The 17,712-nt window shown below is 58.4% G+C and carries 16 protein-coding genes and 1 other RNA gene; 11 read left to right on the forward strand and 6 right to left on the reverse strand.

The genetic code is table 11. From position 1 onward, the window contains the following. Positions 1-59: 59 nt before the first annotated feature. On the reverse strand, positions 60-656 hold the full coding sequence (locus WA411_RS05300; protein ID WP_291908274.1) for an exopolysaccharide biosynthesis protein: 597 nt from the start codon (positions 654-656) through the stop codon (positions 60-62). Between the two features lie 243 nt (positions 657-899). Here WA411_RS05300 and WA411_RS05305 point away from each other — a divergent pair, with 243 nt between their 5' ends. Continuing rightward, the gene (locus WA411_RS05305; protein ID WP_291908275.1) at positions 900-1,724 is read left to right on the forward strand and encodes a substrate-binding periplasmic protein; all 825 of its coding nucleotides are present in this window, start codon (positions 900-902) and stop codon (positions 1,722-1,724) included. Positions 1,725-1,795: 71 nt separating this feature from the next. Here WA411_RS05305 and ssrA read toward each other — a convergent pair. The 3 genes from ssrA to smpB all read right to left on the reverse strand — a co-directional run bounded on the left by ssrA (position 1,796) and on the right by smpB (position 4,289). Then, positions 1,796-2,160, reverse strand: a transfer-messenger RNA (tmRNA) gene (ssrA, locus tag WA411_RS05310). A gap of 90 nt (positions 2,161-2,250) precedes the next feature. Continuing rightward, positions 2,251-3,669: a wax ester/triacylglycerol synthase family O-acyltransferase gene (locus tag WA411_RS05315; RefSeq protein WP_291908276.1), complete on the reverse strand. Its 1,419-nt coding sequence runs from the start codon at positions 3,667-3,669 to the stop codon at positions 2,251-2,253. 140 nt (positions 3,670-3,809) lie between these two features. Further along, on the reverse strand, positions 3,810-4,289 hold the full coding sequence (gene smpB / locus WA411_RS05320; RefSeq protein ID WP_064229984.1) for an SsrA-binding protein SmpB: 480 nt from the start codon (positions 4,287-4,289) through the stop codon (positions 3,810-3,812). Positions 4,290-4,489: 200 nt separating this feature from the next. Between smpB and WA411_RS05325 the strand changes: the two genes are divergently transcribed. From WA411_RS05325 to WA411_RS05335, 3 genes are all read left to right on the forward strand, one after another. After that, on the forward strand, positions 4,490-6,112 hold the full coding sequence (locus tag WA411_RS05325; protein ID WP_291908277.1) for a sodium-dependent transporter: 1,623 nt from the start codon (positions 4,490-4,492) through the stop codon (positions 6,110-6,112). A 72-nt stretch (positions 6,113-6,184) separates the two neighbouring features. After that, positions 6,185-6,631, forward strand: a complete 447-nt coding sequence (locus WA411_RS05330; RefSeq protein ID WP_209400075.1) for a type II toxin-antitoxin system RatA family toxin — start codon at positions 6,185-6,187, stop codon at positions 6,629-6,631. Next, positions 6,628-6,918 (forward strand): RnfH family protein, encoded by a 291-nt coding sequence (locus WA411_RS05335; RefSeq protein ID WP_291908280.1) that lies wholly within the window; start codon positions 6,628-6,630, stop codon positions 6,916-6,918. Before WA411_RS05330 ends, WA411_RS05335 begins: the two co-directional genes overlap by 4 nt. On the opposite strand, the gene WA411_RS05340 is transcribed toward WA411_RS05335, so the two are convergent. Continuing rightward, positions 6,912-7,238 (reverse strand): outer membrane protein assembly factor BamE, encoded by a 327-nt coding sequence (locus WA411_RS05340; protein ID WP_069181925.1) that lies wholly within the window; start codon positions 7,236-7,238, stop codon positions 6,912-6,914. The two genes, WA411_RS05335 and WA411_RS05340, sit on opposite strands and share 7 nt — an antisense overlap. A 122-nt stretch (positions 7,239-7,360) precedes the next feature. Here WA411_RS05340 and fur point away from each other — a divergent pair, with 122 nt between their 5' ends. Next, positions 7,361-7,771, forward strand: coding sequence for a ferric iron uptake transcriptional regulator (gene fur / locus WA411_RS05345; RefSeq protein WP_069181924.1), 411 nt, complete (start codon positions 7,361-7,363; stop codon positions 7,769-7,771). A gap of 94 nt (positions 7,772-7,865) precedes the next feature. Here fur and recN read toward each other — a convergent pair whose 3' ends face one another. After that, positions 7,866-9,545 (reverse strand): DNA repair protein RecN, encoded by a 1,680-nt coding sequence (recN, locus tag WA411_RS05350; protein ID WP_291908282.1) that lies wholly within the window; start codon positions 9,543-9,545, stop codon positions 7,866-7,868. Positions 9,546-9,800: 255 nt separating this feature from the next. Between recN and grpE the strand changes: the two genes are divergently transcribed. From grpE to carB, 6 genes are all read left to right on the forward strand, one after another. Next, a complete protein-coding gene (gene grpE / locus WA411_RS05355; protein ID WP_069181923.1) occupies positions 9,801-10,403 on the forward strand; it encodes a nucleotide exchange factor GrpE in 603 nt (200 codons plus the stop codon). Between the two features lie 92 nt (positions 10,404-10,495). After that, positions 10,496-12,421: a molecular chaperone DnaK gene (gene dnaK, locus WA411_RS05360; protein WP_069181922.1), complete on the forward strand. Its 1,926-nt coding sequence runs from the start codon at positions 10,496-10,498 to the stop codon at positions 12,419-12,421. A gap of 78 nt (positions 12,422-12,499) precedes the next feature. Beyond that, positions 12,500-13,630, forward strand: coding sequence for a molecular chaperone DnaJ (gene dnaJ, locus WA411_RS05365; RefSeq protein ID WP_291908284.1), 1,131 nt, complete (start codon positions 12,500-12,502; stop codon positions 13,628-13,630). Positions 13,631-13,656: 26 nt separating this feature from the next. Then, a complete protein-coding gene (gene dapB / locus WA411_RS05370) occupies positions 13,657-14,457 on the forward strand; it encodes a 4-hydroxy-tetrahydrodipicolinate reductase (RefSeq protein WP_069181920.1) in 801 nt (266 codons plus the stop codon). 194 nt (positions 14,458-14,651) lie between these two features. Further along, complete coding sequence (gene carA, locus WA411_RS05375; RefSeq protein WP_194839040.1) at positions 14,652-15,782, forward strand: glutamine-hydrolyzing carbamoyl-phosphate synthase small subunit; 1,131 nt, start codon at positions 14,652-14,654, stop codon at positions 15,780-15,782. 80 nt (positions 15,783-15,862) lie between these two features. Further along, positions 15,863-17,712, forward strand: a 1,850-nt coding sequence (gene carB, locus WA411_RS05380) for a carbamoyl-phosphate synthase large subunit (RefSeq protein ID WP_336119304.1), incomplete at its 3' end; no start/stop codon positions are given.

Consider the following 17,712-nt stretch of genomic DNA (forward strand, 5'->3'; position numbering starts at 1 on the left):
TAAATCGGGATTCAGAAGGATTGTTTCAAATGGTGACAGACCCTTTCATTGCAGGAGTGTCACCAGGGAAGATTGTTCCAAACGAACCAGGCAGTGCCACCGGTCGCCATGATCGCCACCAGGGCGAGCAGGCCATCCCGCGCCACAATAGCCAGGCCAAAGGCCATCAGGGCAATGCCGGCACCGTTGGCGCTGAATGGGATTACCTCCATCAGTGGCATGGCAGCGGCAACGGCCATGCAAATGATGGCGATAAGATATTGCCCCGGCCCGCGAACCAGCCAGAGCAGCCGCTGTTTCGTCCAGCGATCCATAAAGCGGGCTGGCTTGACCATCCAGTCCAGGCCCCTGGCAAGCTTTTCTCTTTCAATGTTCCGGCGGGCCAGCTTCGACGGAATCCAGATCGAATGTCGCTGGAACACCAGTTGTCCCAGTGTGAGCAGCACCATCAGCCCCAGCAGGGTGGGTACCCCGGGGATGTCACCGATCAGCGGCGCCAGGGTGATCACGCCGGCAATCAGAACCAGCGGGCCGAATGAGCGCTCACCGACGGCTTCCAGTACATCGCCCACAGACACCTGAACCTGTCCGGCGGTATTCGAGCGGAGGCGTTCCAGAAGCTCTGTGAGGCTGGCTGGGTCGTCTGGCTGGTTCATGGGGTTGGTCAGGGCTCCGTTACCGTGTGCTCCAGACACTACCCTGATTTGATGGTGATTGCATGACCACAGTATGACGGAAGCGTAAGTGCTGGACCGGTCTTGTCGACGGTTTTGAGAGAGGGCCTCAGTGGTCTATAGTGAAGCTAACTCTCTTTGTTGGCGGCACCAAAGATGTATCAAGGCAAGAGTAACGGAGTTCCGTTCTCACGGTTTTTGCCCTCGCCCTCGTTCGGACCGTTCATGCGTCAGTTTGCTTTGGTCCCGGTTTCTGTTCTCTTTTTTTCAGCCTCCAGCTATGCCGACTGCGACATTTCCTTGCGCTGGGATGATGATCCTCCCTACTTCATGGTCCAGGAGGGCGAGGTGGTTGGCATTGACGCCGATCTGGTTCGTGAAGCCATGGAGCGGCTTGGGTGCGGTCTTACTCTGAAGAAACTGCCATGGGCGAGGGCGCTTCTGGAGCTGCGTGACGGGCGTGTGGATATGCTCTCCGGTGCCTATCGGACGCCCGAAAGAGAGCAATATGCCTATTACTCCAACGTGGTGGGCCTGGTATCCCCCAATATCCTGTTTATCCGGCGCTCTGACGAGGCCAGATTCGACCCGGTCGGCCTGAGAGAATTGCTGAAATCGGACTTCCGGCTCGGCGCCCAGATCAACGTGTCCTACAGCGACGAATACAGTGCCCTTGTCCAGAATCCGGACTACGAAAAAAACATACAGTATGTTTCCCGCCGGGAGTCGCTCTGGAAAATGCTGGCCCGCAACCGGGTAGACGGTGTGGTCGCCAGCAGACTCACGGGCCTGTACGAAATTCAGGCGTTGGGACTCTCGGGCATGATTACTCCCAGCTCGATGGTCGTGTCCAATAAACCGGCGTTCTTCGCTTCCTCCAAAGCATCGGTCAGTTCCGAGTTTGTGGCGGATTTTGATCGTGTGCTGCAGGCAATGCTGGACGACGGGACCTTTGCGGCCATTGTGAATCGGTATGTTTGCGGTAACGGCGATTTTTGGCTGGCTGAGGTGCAGATGGGTTCGGGCGCATGCCCGTTGGCGATTCGTTGATGTTCGGCCAGGTTTTTCAGAACGCATAACGAAAAAAAGCCCCTGAAATCAGGGGCTTTCTCTTGGTTGTTTGGTGGAGACGGCGGGAATTGAACCCGCGTCCGCCAGTACTCAGCCTTGAGGTCTACATGTTTAGCGTCTCTCTATTGATTTAAGTTCAAGCGACCCGAGAGCCAGGGTGCAAGAACCGAGTTCTTTAAATCTTAGCCGTTAACCAGTGAACTCTGGGTAACGGAGCATCCCGTAAGCGATGACGTCCTGAGATGTTGCTTCCGGGCTACGGGCGACCCGGTCAGGACGACTAGCAGCTTACGCTGCTAGTGCGTAGTTTTCGTCGTTTGCGACTATTGCGTTGCAGCTTTGGATTAACGAGATTGGCTGCCATCTCGACATGCACTCAAGGGTTCGCCACCGGCGTCGAAGCCATGTCGTCCCCTTATGTTCAGTATATGTGTCCGGTTTGCCGGACTTCAAGGTTTGTTTGTTGCAGTTTTGTGCTCTCAGGGCTGTAGATGTACCTACAGTCCTAGCTTGCCTTGCGTTCAATGGCATCCTGCCGGCCGGCCAGAGCAGCGTGGCTCAGTGCCTCGAAGCTTTCCCGGAAGTAGCTCATCACGGCATCGGGGTCGGCATGAATGGCTTTGTCCACGGTAATGCCGAATTGCACGGTGCCTGCATAACTGAGAATACTCATGCCGATACCGATACTGCCGCTCTGGGGCACCCAGAACATGGGCTGGGTCACCTTGCTGCCTGCCAGGTACAGAGGCTCTTTGGGGCCGGGCACGTTGGTCAGCACGGCGGACGCCTTGTTACTCAGCAGATCCAGTGCCCGCCGCTCAATAACATCGGGGCCTCGCCCGAAAATATCAAGCAGGCTGTAGGTGACCTGGGCCTGATAGGAGCGCTTGAGCCGGTTCATGTTCTCCTGCACCTGGCGGAAGCACATGAGCGGATCCCGTATCTCCACCGGCAGCGTGACCAGTACCAGGCCAAACCTGTTGCCGAGGGTTTCTATCGGTTGATCCAGCGGCCTCAAGTTGAAGGGCACGGCCACGCGGATTCCGCATTCGGGGATGGTTTCCTTGTGGGCCTTGAAATGTCGTTGCAGAGCCAAGGTGACGGTGCAGAGCAGGGCATCGTTGATGGTGCCGCCCAGGGCCTTGGCACAGGCCTTCACTTCCCCAAGATCGAGAGGATCCGCCCAGGCGACCTGCTTGCGTCCGGATAGGGGTTCCTTCAAACCGGTTTTGGGCTCTACCGGAGCCAGGCCGAGTTTGAGAAGGTCCAGAGCCACGCCACTGGCGGTCGTCGCCAGTTTCAGCGGGTAGTTGGGCTCTTCCCGAACAGACTGGATGAACAGTTTTGCCTGATTGGTGGCGGCTTCCGCGCTGTCTACGGCACGGTGCAGAAAGCTCTGGAAGGTCGATCTCTGGCGGTGTTTCGAGCGACGCTTGCGAGCCACTTTCCCCAGCCTGGGTTCCGGCGTTTTGTCGGTGAGTGACAGCATTACCCGCACCAGCGAAATGCCATCGGCAATGCAATGGTGGATACGGATCAGAAGGGCGCCACCGTTGCCGTAATTGTCGATGTAGTGCATTTGCCAGAGCGGTTGCCGGAAATCCAGCGAGGTGCTGTTCATATCACTGACCAGCTTCTGGAGTTCGGATTTGTCGGCCTTGCCCGGCAGGGCGATGCGGTGCAGGTGGTTGTCCAGATCGAATAGCGGGTCGTCCTGCCAGTAGGCCCGGTCGCCCGTATCTATCACCCGCTGCCTGAACCGGTCGAAGCAGAGAAATCGCTCCTCCAGCGTATGCCGGAAGCGGCTCATTGAAAGCGGGCGCTCCAGAGTCCACACCCCACAGATCATCATGGGGTTCTGGGGCGAGTCCATGCGCAGCCACGCGCGGTCCACGGCAGACATTGGTATCTGTTTGGGTGACATAAGCGGCTCCCTTTGCCCTGCACCAGAGTTCCCGAGTATAGGCCTGTAGGAACTCTGAACAAAGAGAGTGAGTATGCGACATACCCGCCGACGCCGGCCATGACCGGCGTCAGGTATTTGCTAATTCGTGGGGAATGGAATCAAACGTTGGCTTCGCGCAGGATACGCTGCTTCTGGCGGTTCCAGTCGCGCTCTTTCTCGGTGGCGCGCTTATCGAACAGCTTCTTGCCTTTAACCAGGGCAATTTCGCACTTCACCTTGTTGTTTTTCCAGTACAACGCCAGCGGAATGCAGGTATAACCGGCCTGGTTCACCTTGCCGACGATCTTGGCAATTTCCTTGGCGTGCAGCAGGAGTTTGCGGGTACGCGTCGGGTCTGCGATTACGTGGGTGGATGCCGCGATCAGCGGGGTAATGTGGGAGCCGAGCAGCCAGGCTTCGCCGTCCTTGAGCAGCACATAGGCGTCCACCAGCTGGGCCTTGCCCGCGCGGAGGGATTTCACTTCCCAGCCCAAGAGGGCGAGGCCCGCTTCAAAGCGTTCCTCGATGTGATACTCGTGCTTCGCCTTCTTGTTCAGCGCAATCGTGTTGCTCGGCGTTCCGGGTTTTTTCTTGCTCATGAATCAATGAATCCGGGGTCGGACGAATGAACGGGCCGGCTTTGCTGCAGCCGGAAAAAGGCGCATTGTAGCCCAACACTGCCAGACCGGTCACGAATTCAGCGTTGTGGCGGTTTCTGGCTCGTGTGCGATGGGATCCTTCAGCTACAATACTGGCCCAGACCTTCTCCCCGACCTGTTCAGTGGCCTCAGGGAAGCGAATGCCTACGCCGTATCAGACACATATCGGGTCCTTTACCCGAAAATCAACCTTCTTCTGGGCCGCGGTGGGCGCTACCGTGGGGCTTGCCAATCTGTGGCAGTTCCCCTACCTGGCCAGCCTGCATGGTGGCGGCCTCTTCATCCTGCTTTACCTTGCCTGTCTGCTGCTGGTTACCCTGCCGCTGATGGTGACCGAAGCGGCCATTGGCCGCTATGCCCGTCACGGCATTGTCCTCGCTATGGACGGGCTGATCCGCAGTGCCAAGCAGTCCCGTGCCTGGATGGCGGTGGGCCGGCTCAGCATACTGGCGGCGTTCCTGGTGCTTTCGTTCACCGCTGTGTTCGGCGCCATTGCCTTGGCTTACGTGTTTTTCGGGGCGCTCGGCCGATTTTCCGGTGCCGGCGAGCCGGAGGCAACCGGCATTCTGGCCGGCCTGGTGTCCGACCCCAAGGCATACCGGGTTTTCATGGGTTGGCATGTCTTTTTTCTGTTGCTGGTGTTGTGGGTCTCGGCCCAGGGGGTGGTGAAAGGGTTGGAGCGGGCCCTGCGAGTGGTGGTGCCGGGCGCCCTGGTGCTGATGCTTGTGCTCTTTGCCCTGGCAGCCTGGCACGGGCGGGTCGACGGCGCCATCGATCACATCCTGGCAATGCATCCTGAGGATCTGTCCTGGGAGAGCCTCAAGGCGGCGCTGTTTCATGCCTTCTTCACTCTCGGTCTCGGCATGGGCGTCTGGGCTATACTGGGTTCCTACACCACCTCCCACACCCGTCTGAAGCGCTCGATTCTGGCGGTGGTGCTGATGGATACCCTGGTGGCCATCCTGGCAGGCCTGATGATCTTCGCGATTGCGACCGACGGCAACAGCTTTGACGGTGAGCGAGGCTTCAGCCTGTTGTTCGTCTCCATGCCGGTCACTCTGGCCCATTTGCCGGCAAGCCAGTTCGTGATTGCGGCCGTATTTTTGCTGGTAGTGCTGATTGTCTGGACCACATCCCTGAATCTGCTTGAGCCGATTGTTGGCTGGTTCCGGGAGTGGACCGGCGCGCCGAGAAAACTGTCGGTGTTGCTCATTGGCCTGGCAGTGTGGCTGGCGGGGCTTGCCTCTCTGCTCTCATTCAATGTCTGGGCCGAACAGCGCATTGGCGGCGCTACCCTGTTCCGCTGGCTTGAACTGGTCACCGGTGGTTTGCTGATTCCCCTTGTGGCCATCCTGGTAGCGCTGTTTACAGGCTGGTGCCTGACCAGGCATCTTTCCGGTACCATGCTGGGCGCTGCACCGAAGCTGTTTACCGGCATCTGGTTCTGGGTGATGCGCCTTGTACTGCCTCTGGTCGTCGCCTGGATAGGGGTGCAGTACACGGCCTTTTCACTGGCCAATCTTTGCAGCAATGGCAATGCGGCGGCCTGGTGCGAACGGCCCGCAAGCTTGCTCTCAGAGGTTGAGGAGGCGCCATCGACCGATCGTTCGCCTGCTGGCAAATCAGCAGAATCCGATGAGCAGGCGGAAGGAGACAGTGCGACGCCTGCGGCCGACCAGAAGTCGTCCGAAAAGGACGAAGGCGGTGGTAAGCCAGGCGAAAAAGCCCCAAAACAGGACGATATCCTTTATCATAGCGTGTGATTGAGGCTGTCTTCCTTTCTAGAAGTCTGCAACCTTTTCACAGCGTGTTTGCAAGCAGGACAACCGGTTCCAATGCCCCATCAGATCGATAAAACAGCTTTGGTTATGCACTCTGCCGAGCGCATGTTTCACCTGGTCAACGATATTGCCCGTTACCCGGAGTTTCTGCCCTGGTGTGCGGGAGCGGAGATTCACGAGCAGGAGCCAGAGCAGATAACTGCGTCCCTGGAGATCGCCAAGGGTGGAGTTCGCCACAAGTTGACGACCCGAAATCAGCTGCTGATGCCAGAGGCAATCGAGATGAATCTGGTGGACGGCCCTTTTCGAAACCTGACGGGCCGTTGGCACTTCAAATCCCTGGATGAGAATGCCTGCAAGGTGATCCTTACGTTGGAGTTCGAGTTTTCCGGATCGCTTTCAAGGATGACCTTCGGGCCGGTATTCAGTCAGGCGGCGAATACCATGGTAGATGCATTCTGTCGTCGTGCCGATGAGTTGTACCGTAAGGAGGGTGCATGATTCAGGTGGAAGTGGCCTATGCGAGGCCTGACCGGCAGGAAATTATTCCGGTGAATGTGCCAGAGGGAACGAGTGCTCTTGAGGCCGCCAAGCTGTCCGGAATCACTGATATTTTTCCGGAAATTGACCCTGACACCATCGATATGGGTGTGTTCGGAAAGGTGATCAAAGACCCGGCGGCCCACGAACTGCGTGAAGGCGACCGGGTGGAGCTGTATCGCCCGCTGAAGATCGATCCCAAACAGGCGCGATTGAACCGGGCGAAAAAGAAAGACCAGGCTCAGTAAGCCGGTGTTTCTTCCAGCAGTTGGGCCTCGTAGTAGGCGTACTGGTCGTCTTCGTAGTACACGATAATTCTTTGTTCCTGGATGTCTCCACCCTCTCTCTGGAACGTATACACGTAGTACTCGCGGGACGGATCCACCGGATTAAGCATAAGGGGCGTTCCCATCACGGCGTGCACCTGGCTGCGGGGCATGCCTTCGGTCAGCTGCGTCAGCTCCTCATCGGTAACGATGTTCCCCTGCTGGACGTTGATCTTGTAAACGCCGGGGAAAACGCAACCGGATAGAACGAGAGTGAGAATCAGAGCTGTGAGCTTTTGCATCGCCGGGGGAAATCCTCTATCTTGAAATCGCCTGCCAGAGGCAGGTGTGACACGGGTTGACCGTTCAATGGCGGCTTCATCATACCGGAAGCCGTGAGGCACACCAAAGAGTGAATAGTAACATGTCATCTGAAAACGCCGAATTACGAAAAGTCGGTCTGAAAGTGACGCTACCACGCGTAAAGATCTTCAACATCCTGGAGACTGCGGAAGAGCATCATCTCAGTGCCGAAGATGTGTACAAGAAGCTTCTGGATCAAGGCGATGACGTGGGGCTGGCAACAGTCTACCGGGTGCTGACCCAGTTTGAGGCGGCGGGTCTGGTTCTCCGCCACAACTTCGAAGGCGGCCACGCCGTGTTCGAGATGGCTGGCGACGATCACCACGACCATATGGTTTGCACCCAGACTGGTGAAGTCGTCGAGTTCGTCGACGAGATCATTGAAGAGCGCCAGAAGAAGATTGCCGAAGAGCACGGTTACGAAATCGTCGATCACAGCCTGATTTTGTACGTAAAGCCCATCAAGTCCTGAGCCTGATCCAGTCGGCCTGACGAAAAAAGGGGCGGGTTTTGCCCGCCCCAACAGCTCTCAGGATCGAGAGGGGTAGTGGAAAGTAGCTCGCGGCTCAGTGATGGGTTGCCTGCCCCTTCGAAAACATTTCCCGGGCATGAGCGATCGTGTGTTCGGTCATGTCAACGCCTCCCAGCATTCTCGCCACTTCACTGATTCTGCCCTGATCGTCCAGTGTCTCGATTTTCGAGAAGGTTGCATCCTGCTCGGTAAACTTGCTGACAAACAGGTGCTGATGGCACTGGGCTGCTACCTGCGGCAGGTGGGTAACGCACAATACCTGGCCATTGCTGCCAAGCGTCCGGAGCAGTCGGCCAACCACTTCGGCTGTGCCACCGCCAATGCCTACGTCCACCTCATCAAAGACCAGCGTCGGCGTGGTTGAGGTCTGGGCTACCACCACCTGGATGGCAAGGCTGATCCGCGACAGTTCACCGCCGGAAGCCACTTTGGCCAGTGGCCGCGCCGGTTGCCCCGGGTTGGCGCTAACCAGGAATTCAATCTCTTCCAGGCCGTGGGGCATCGGTTCTTCGCTGTTGCTGCGATTCAGGTGGGTAATGAACTGCATGTTGGGCATGCTCAGCTGGGCAAGTTCGGCTGCTACCCGCTGATCGAGTTCGGCTGCTGCTTTGGCGCGGGCTTCTGACAGCTTGCCGGCCAGATCGTCGAAACGTGCTCGTTGGCTTTCCAGTTCTGCTTCCAGCTGTTCCAGGCTGCCTTCGCCGCCGTCCAACTCCGCCAGCTCGGCGCTCAGCTGCTGGTGCAATTCCGGTAATTCCTCCGGTGTGATCCGGTGTTTGCGGGCCATCTGGTAAATAGCGCTGAGCCGCTCTTCCACTTCCGCCAGGCGAGCCGGATCGGCCTCATAATCTTCGACAAAATGACGCAGATTGTCGCCGGCTTCGCTGATCTGAATCTGGGCTTCGTTCAACATCTGGATGGTGTCGGCCAGCGCGGGCACGTCCACGGGAAGCTGTTCCAGTTGTTGCAGTGCCTGGCGAACCAGGTCGGCTGCGCTGGTCTCATCTTCGGTGCACAGCAGCGCAGCCTGGTGGCTGCTGTGCAGAACCGCGTCGGCCTGGCTCAGTTGCGCCTGCTCTTGTTCCAGTTGTTCCTGTTCGCCGTCTTCCAGAGCCAGGCGGTCCAGTTCTTCCACCTGGTAACGCAGCAGTTGCAGCTTGGCCTCCGCTTCGTCGGCGTTCTGCCGACGCTCGGTCAGCCGTTGGCGGATCTGGTTCCAGGTTTTCCAGGCCTCGCGGGTGTCGGCGGCCAGGGCTTCAACGCCGGCAAACTCGTCCACCAGTTTGCGGTGGGTGTCCTTGCGTAACAGCGACTGATGTTGATGCTGGCTGTGAATGTCCATCAACAGCCCGCCAAGTTCCTTCAAATGGTTCAGTGGGCAGGGCTGGCCATTGATGTAGGCCCGGGAGCGGCCATCCTTGCTGATCACCCGGCGCAGGATGCAGTCGTTGTCGTCATCCAGTTCGTGCTGGGCGAGCCAGTCTCCCGCTTCGGGAATGCCGGACACGTCGAAGGTGGCGGTAATATCAGCGCGCTTGGCGCCATGGCGGACTGCTCCGGCATCTGCGCGCCCGCCCATGGCCAGGCCCAGGGCGTCCAGTACGATAGATTTGCCAGCGCCGGTCTCGCCGGTGAGCGCCGTCATGCCCTTGTTGAAGTGGAGTTCCACCCGTTCGGCGATGGCGTAATTGGAAACCGTAAGTTGAGTCAGCATGCAGATAACCTCCGCGTTTTTCCTGAGACCGGCAAAACACTGTGGATGTATACAGTTGCTGTGAATATATACAGGGTTTTTGTTGTTTGCAAATCGGCGGATGGGATTTTCTTCAGGAATGCAGGCATTGGTGGTTGAAACCTGAAGAGCGGGCCCCATATCCGTTCGCAACGACATTTTCCGGCTCGCTGCGGCCGGAGCCCATGTTTAACCGGCCACTGATAGTGGGCCGCATTCGAACAAGCAGGAGTAGCCATGAGCACTGACGAGAACCGGAACGAGCACGAGGAACTGAACGAAGCCCTCGAGGCTGCCAAAGAGGAAGCCCAATCAGCCGAAGGCGAGGCTGGAGAAAACGGCGAAGTCTCCGAAGTGGAAGCGCTCAAGGCTCAGGTTCAGGAGTTTCAGGAGCAGATGCTGCGCTCCCAGGCGGAGATGCAGAACGTTCGGCGTCGCGCCGAAATTGATGTGGAGAAAGCTCACAAGTTTGCCCTTGAAAAGTTCGTCAAGGAGTTGCTGCCGGTTGCGGACAGTCTTGAGAAGGCGGTCGAGAGCACTGAAGGGCACGAGGAATCGGGCGAGTTGGTTGCGTCCATCCGTGAAGGTGTGGAAATGACACTGAATCTGTTCATGTCCAGTCTGAAGAAGTTCAACGTTGAGCAGCTTAACCCTGTGGGCGAACCGTTCGATCCCCAGCAGCACGAAGCCATGTCCATGGTGCCCGCGCCTGATGCAGAGCCAAACAGTGTGGTTGCCGTGGTTCAGAAAGGCTATCTGCTGAATGGTCGGGTTGTGCGGCCGGCCATGGTGATGGTCGCCAAGGCGGAAGACGCACCAAAAATTGATGAGCAGGCTTGAAAAGCCGATTAAAGCGCCAATATAGCCAGTAAATAGCGAAAGCGGAGGCTAATCCCCTCCGGGAAAGCATTCAGAAGAATTGGAGTGACTCAATGAGCAAAATTATCGGTATCGATCTGGGAACGACCAACTCCTGTGTTGCCATCATGGATGGCGATAAGGTGAAGGTAATTGAAAACGCCGAGGGTGATCGCACCACCCCGTCCATCATCGCCTACACCGATGATGGTGAAACCCTGGTGGGCCAGTCAGCCAAGCGTCAGGCGGTAACCAACCCGAACAATACCCTGTACGCCATCAAGCGTCTGATCGGTCGTCGTTTCGAGGACGATGTTGTTCAGAAAGACATCAAGATGGTGCCTTATAAAATTACCAAGGCGGACAACGGTGACGCCTGGGTAGAAGTGAAAGGCGAAAAGATGGCGCCGCCGCAGGTGTCTGCAGAAGTTCTCAAGAAAATGAAGAAGACTGCAGAAGACTACCTGGGTGAGAAAGTGACCGAAGCGGTTATCACCGTTCCGGCCTACTTCAACGATAGCCAGCGTCAGGCCACCAAGGATGCAGGCAAGATCGCCGGTCTGGAAGTAAAGCGGATCATCAACGAGCCGACCGCGGCTGCCCTGGCCTATGGCCTGGACAAGAAGAGCGGTGACCGCACCGTGGCTGTATACGACCTGGGCGGTGGTACTTTCGACCTGTCCATCATCGAAATTGCCGACGTGGACGGTGAGCACCAGTTCGAGGTTCTGGCCACCAACGGTGATACCTTCCTCGGCGGTGAAGACTTCGACCTGAAAATCATCGAGTACCTGGCAGACCAGTTCAAGAAAGACAGCGGCATCGACCTGCGTGGCGACTCCCTGGCGATGCAGCGTCTGAAAGAAGCTGGCGAGAAAGCGAAAATCGAGCTTTCCAGCAGCCAGCAGACCGACGTGAACCTGCCGTACATCACGGCCGATGCGTCCGGTCCCAAGCACATGAACGTGAAGCTGACCCGTGCCAAGCTGGAATCCCTGGTGGAAGACCTGGTTCAGCGCAGCCTCGAGCCCTGTAAGGTGGCTCTGGAAGACGCAGGCATGAAGGCCGGTGAAATCGACGAGGTTATCCTGGTCGGCGGTCAGACCCGTATGCCGCTGGTTCAGGAGAAGGTTAAAGAGTTCTTCGGCAAAGAAGCCCGCAAGGACGTTAACCCGGACGAAGCCGTGGCCATGGGTGCTGCGATCCAGGCAGCCGTTCTGTCTGGCGACGTGAAAGACGTGCTGCTGCTGGACGTAACCCCGCTGACCCTGGGCATCGAAACCATGGGTGGCGTAGCCACTCCGCTGATCGAGAAGAACACCACGATTCCGACCAAGAAGTCGCAGACCTTCTCCACAGCGGACGACAACCAGACTGCCGTAACCATTCACGTGGTTCAGGGTGAGCGCAAGCAGGCGAACCAGAACAAGTCTCTGGGCCGCTTCGACCTGGCAGACATTCCGCCGGCACCCCGTGGCGTACCGCAGATCGAAGTTACCTTCGACATCGACGCCAACGGTATTCTGAACGTGTCCGCCAAGGACAAGGCTACTGGCAAGGAACAGTCCATCGTGATCAAGGCCTCTTCCGGCCTGAACGATGATGAAATCGAGAAGATGGTTCGCGATGCCGAAGCCAACGCCGAGGAAGATCGCAAGTTCGAAGAGCTTGTTCAGGTGCGCAACCAGGGTGATGCAATGGTTCACGCCGTTCGCAAGACCCTGAAAGATGCCGGTGACAAGGTCAGCGACAGCGAGAAAGAGTCTATCGAGGCTTCCATCAAAGAGCTGGAAGAAGCTCTGGAAGGTTCCGACAAGGAAGACATCGAAGCCAAGACTCAGAAGTTGACTGAAGTCTCTTCCGAGCTGGCCCAGAAGATGTATGCAGATCAGGCTGATCAGGCGCAGCAGGCCGGTGGGCAGGAGCAGGCCCAGGGCCAGCAGTCTGACGACGCCGTCGACGCTGAGTTCGAAGAAGTCAAAGACGACGACAAGCGGTAAATCTGACGTACATCAGGCAGTTGGAAAACGCGGGGAGCTCCCCGCGTTTTCCGCGTTTAAAAACAGGGTTTTAAAAGCATGGCCAAACGCGATTATTACGAGATTCTCGGGATTTCCCGGGACGCGGACGAGAAGGAAATCAAGCGAGCCTACCGAAAGCTCGCCATGAAGTACCACCCCGACCGTAACCCGGACGACACCGAAGCCGAGAACAAGTTCAAAGAGGCCAGCGAAGCCTACGAAGTACTGGCAGAGCCGTCCAAGCGGGCTGCCTATGACCAGTTCGGCCATGCCGGCGTGGACGGCCAGGCCGGCGGTGGCGGATTCGGAAGCGGCGGTGCCAGCTTCTCGGATATTTTCGGCGATGTGTTCGGTGATATCTTCGGTGGTGGCGGTGGTCGTGGCCGCAACACCCGTGGCGCCGACCTGCGCTACACCCTGGAGTTGGATCTGGAGGAAGCTGTAAAAGGCAAGACGGTCCAGATCAAGATTCCGGGGCATCGTGAATGTGAAGTGTGCGACGGCAGCGGTGCCGAGAAAGGCTCCCAGCCGGAAACCTGCGGTACCTGTAAGGGTATGGGTCAGGTGCGCATGCAACAGGGTTTCTTCACGGTGCAGCAGGCATGTCCGACCTGTCGAGGCTCGGGCCAGATCATCAAGAACCCGTGCAAAGCCTGTCATGGCCAGGGTCGGGTTCAGGAAGAGAAAACACTGTCGGTTAAAGTGCCCCCCGGCGTGGACACCGGCGACCGCATTCGCCTTTCTGGCGAAGGCGAGATGGGCGTCGATGGTGGGCCGCCGGGCGACCTGTATGTACAGATCGCAGTGCGCGAACACTCCATCTTTACGCGCGATGGCCGGAACCTTTACTGCGAAGTGCCCATCAGCATCGTTGATGCTTCCCTGGGTGGAGAGCTCGAAGTGCCGACACTGGATGGCCGGGTGAAGCTGAAGATTCCGGCGGAAACCCAGACCGGCAAACTGTTCCGTCTGCGTAACAAGGGCGTCAGCCCGGTTCGGGGTGGTCCGGCCGGTGATTTGCTGTGTCGCGTGATCGTGGAAACGCCGGTGAACCTCACCAAGCGCCAGAAAGAACTGCTGGAAGAGTTCCAGAAAACCCTGGATGGCAGCAACGGCACCGAGCATGGCCCGAAGAAGAGCTCCTGGTTTGAAGGCGTTAAAAGCTTCTTCGACGAAATGAAATTCTGATCGGCCCGACAAAAAGGAACGCGAGCATGAGGGTAGCAATCATCGGCGCCGCCGGGCGCATGGGAAAAGTCCTGATCGAAGCCGTTGACGGCACTGAAGGCCTTGAGTTGGGCGCTGCGGTCGTCGAGCCGGGCAGCAGCCTGATCGGCGCCGATGCGGGCGAGATGACTGGTATTGGCAAAACCGGCGTGAAAATGGCCGGAAGCCTGGCCGATGTGAAGGACGATTTCGATGTTCTCATCGACTTCACCTTTCCGGATCTGACCCTGGAGAATGCTGAATTCTGCAAGGCCAACGGCAAGATGCTCGTCATTGGCACCACCGGCATGTCTGACGCCGAAAAACAGCAGCTGGCTCTGGCCGCCGAAGCAACGCCAGTGGTGTTCGCCCCGAACATGAGTGTGGGTGTCAACGTAGTCCTCAACCTGCTGCGCACCGCCGCGGCAACCCTGGGTGACGACTACGATGTGGAAATCATCGAAGCACATCACCGTCACAAGAAAGACGCGCCCTCCGGAACGGCCCTGCGCATGGGCGAAGTTGTCGCCGACGCACTGGGTCGCGACCTGAAAGAATGCGCCGTCTATGGCCGTGAAGGCTTTACCGGTGAGCGCACCCGCAAGGAAATCGGTTTCGAGACCATTCGTGCCGGTGACGTGGTGGGCGATCACACCGTTCTGTTCGCCACCGAGGGTGAGCGCATCGAAGTGACTCACAAGGCCAGCAGCCGGATGACTTTTGCCAAGGGCGCCATGCGGGCGGCATTGTGGCTGAAGGACAAGTCGGCGGGGCTTTATGATATGCAGGACGTGCTTGATCTGAAGTGAGTCCATTTCTCATGGACACAAACCGCCATATTTTTTACAATAAGGCGGTTTGACTGCACCAAGCGTACCTTTGCACAAAGTTTCTGAAAAAGCGGGACCGAGTTAAGACTCCGTCTCGCTTTTTTGCAACCTGAATTTGCGCTTGCGTTCCTGTTCGTGACGAACCGATACGCCACTCGATGAGGATACAAGCCTTGAGCACACCCGCAATCCTTGCACTCGCAGACGGAAGCCTGTTCTACGGCAGCGCCATTGGCGCCGACGGAGAAACCAGCGGTGAAGTGGTGTTCAACACCGCCATGACCGGCTACCAGGAAATCCTGACCGACCCGTCCTACTCCCGCCAGATCGTAACCCTGACTTACCCGCACATTGGTAACACCGGTGTGAACGAAGAAGACATCGAGTCAGACCGCATCCAGGCCGCCGGCCTGATTATTCGCGATCTGCCGCTGCTGGCCAGCAACTGGCGCAGCAAGGGAAGCCTGGACGACTACCTGCGAAGCAACAACATTGTTGGTATCGCTGACATTGATACCCGTCGCCTTACTCGCATCCTCCGGGACAAAGGTTCCCAGAACGGTGCCATCGTGGCCGGAGAAAACGCCACCGCCGAGCGCGCGCTGGAGCTGGCCAAAGCCTTCCCCGGCCTGAAAGGCATGGATCTGGCGAAAGAAGTTACCTCCGACAAGATCTGGTCCTGGAGCGAGACCGAGTGGTCCCTGGGCGAGGGCTACGGTGAACGTAAGGAATCCCGGTTCAAAGTGGTTGCCTGGGATTATGGTGTAAAGCTCAACATCCTGCGCATGCTCGCCTCCCGCGGCTGTGACATTACCGTGGTGCCGGCCCAGACCCCGGCCTCCGAAGTGCTGGCGATGAATCCGGACGGCATTTTCCTCTCCAACGGCCCCGGTGACCCCGAGCCCTGCGATTACGCCATCACCGCCATCAAGGAAGTCCTGGAAACCGAGATCCCGGTGTTTGGCATTTGCCTGGGGCACCAGCTGCTGGCCCTGGCCAGCGGTGCGAAAACCATGAAGATGGGCCATGGCCACCACGGCGCCAACCATCCGGTGCAGGATATCGCCAAGGGAACCGTGATGATCACCAGCCAGAACCACGGGTTTGCCGTGGATGAGGCAACACTGCCGGCCAACGTCGAGGCGACTCACAAGTCCCTGTTTGACGGTACCCTGCAGGGCATCCGCCGGACCGACAAGCCAGCTTACAGCTTCCAGGGGCACCCGGAAGCCAGCCCCGGTCCTCATGATGTGGCCCCGCTGTTTGACGAGTTTATCCGCCTGATGGAAGCGCGATCGGCCTGAGGTCGATCGCCACGGAAAGCTCACGGGCGCCATATGTAGCGCTGCAAGAATTCAAAAGTTGCTGACAGGTTTACCAAGACATGCCAAAACGTACCGACATCCAAAGCATCCTGATCCTGGGCGCCGGCCCCATCGTGATCGGGCAGGCGTGCGAGTTTGATTACTCCGGAGCCCAGGCCTGTAAGGCGCTGCGCGAAGAGGGCTACCGGGTTATCCTGGTGAACTCCAACCCGGCCACCATCATGACCGACCCGGTCATGGCCGATGCCACTTACATCGAGCCGATCACCTGGAAGACTGTCGAGAAGATCATCGAGAAAGAGCAGCCGGATGCGCTGCTGCCCACCATGGGCGGCCAGACCGCACTGAACTGCGCCCTGGATCTTGAGCGCCACGGCATTCTGGAAAAACACGGCGTGGAAATGATCGGCGCCAACGCCGACACCATCGACAAAGCCGAAGACCGGGACCGCTTCGACAAGGCCATGAAGAAGATCGGCCTGGAATGCCCCCGCGCCACCATCGCCCATTCCATGGAAGAGGCCTGGAAAGTGGCCGACGACATCGGCTTCCCGTGCATCATCCGCCCCTCCTTCACCATGGGCGGCTCCGGCGGTGGTATCGCCTACAACCGCGACGAATTCGAAGAAATCTGTACCCGCGGCCTGGATCTGTCGCCCACCAACGAACTGCTGATCGACGAATCCCTGATCGGGTGGAAAGAGTACGAGATGGAAGTTGTTCGCGACAAGAACGACAACTGCATCATCGTCTGCGCCATCGAGAACTTCGACGCCATGGGCGTTCACACCGGGGATTCCATCACCGTGGCCCCGGCCCAGACCCTCACCGACAAGGAATACCAGATCATGCGGAACGCCTCCCTGGCGGTCCTGCGTGAGATCGGTGTGGAAACCGGCGGTTCCAACGTCCAGTTCGGCATCAACCCGGACACCGGCCGTATGGTCGTGATCGAGATGAACCCGCGGGTGTCCCGTTCCTCGGCCCTGGCCTCCAAGGCCACCGGCTTCCCGATCGCCAAGGTCGCCGCCAAACTGGCCGTGGGCTACACCCTGGACGAACTGCGCAACGAAATCACCGGCGGCGTCACCCCTGCCTCGTTCGAGCCGTCCATCGACTACGTGGTCACCAAGATCCCGCGGTTCACCTTCGAGAAGTTCCCCCAGGCCGACGCCCGCCTGACCACCCAGATGAAATCGGTGGGTGAAGTCATGGCCATCGGTCGGACCTTCCAGGAGTCCCTGCAGAAAGCCCTGCGCGGCCTGGAAGTAGGCTCCGAAGGCTTTGATGAAAAGCTGGAAGAACTGACCTCGGAAAACGCCCGGGAAACCCTGACCCGGGAACTGAACGTGCCCGGCGCCGACCGCGTCTGGTACATCGGTGACGCCTTCCGGGCCGGCATGAGTGTCGAGGACGTATTCGCTCACACCAAGGTGGACCCCTGGTACCTGGTGCAGATCGAGGATCTGATCAAGGAAGAGCAGGCCCTTAAGAGCGCCGGCAAGGCCGACATCGATCAGGCCACCCTGTTCCGCCTCAAGCGCAAGGGCTTCTCCGACGCCCGTCTGGCCAAACTGCTGGGCATCTCCGAGGTAAGCCTGCGCAAGCTGCGCCATGACCTGGGTATCCGCCCGGTGTACAAGCGCGTGGATACCTGCGCCGCCGAGTTTGCCTCCGACACCGCGTACATGTACTCCACCTATGAGGAAGAGTGCGAGGCCGACGCCAGCGATCGAGAGAAGATCGTAGTGATTGGTGGTGGCCCCAACCGGATCGGGCAGGGCATCGAGTTTGACTACTGCTGTGTTCACGCGGCCCTGGCCATGCGTGAAGACGGCTACGAAACCATCATGATCAACTGCAACCCGGAGACCGTGTCCACTGACTACGACACCTCCGACCGGTTGTA

It is taken from the genome of Marinobacter sp. CH_CUG1437-1 (assembly GCF_037029655.1).
GTDB lineage: Bacteria > Pseudomonadota > Gammaproteobacteria > Pseudomonadales > Oleiphilaceae > Marinobacter > Marinobacter salsuginis.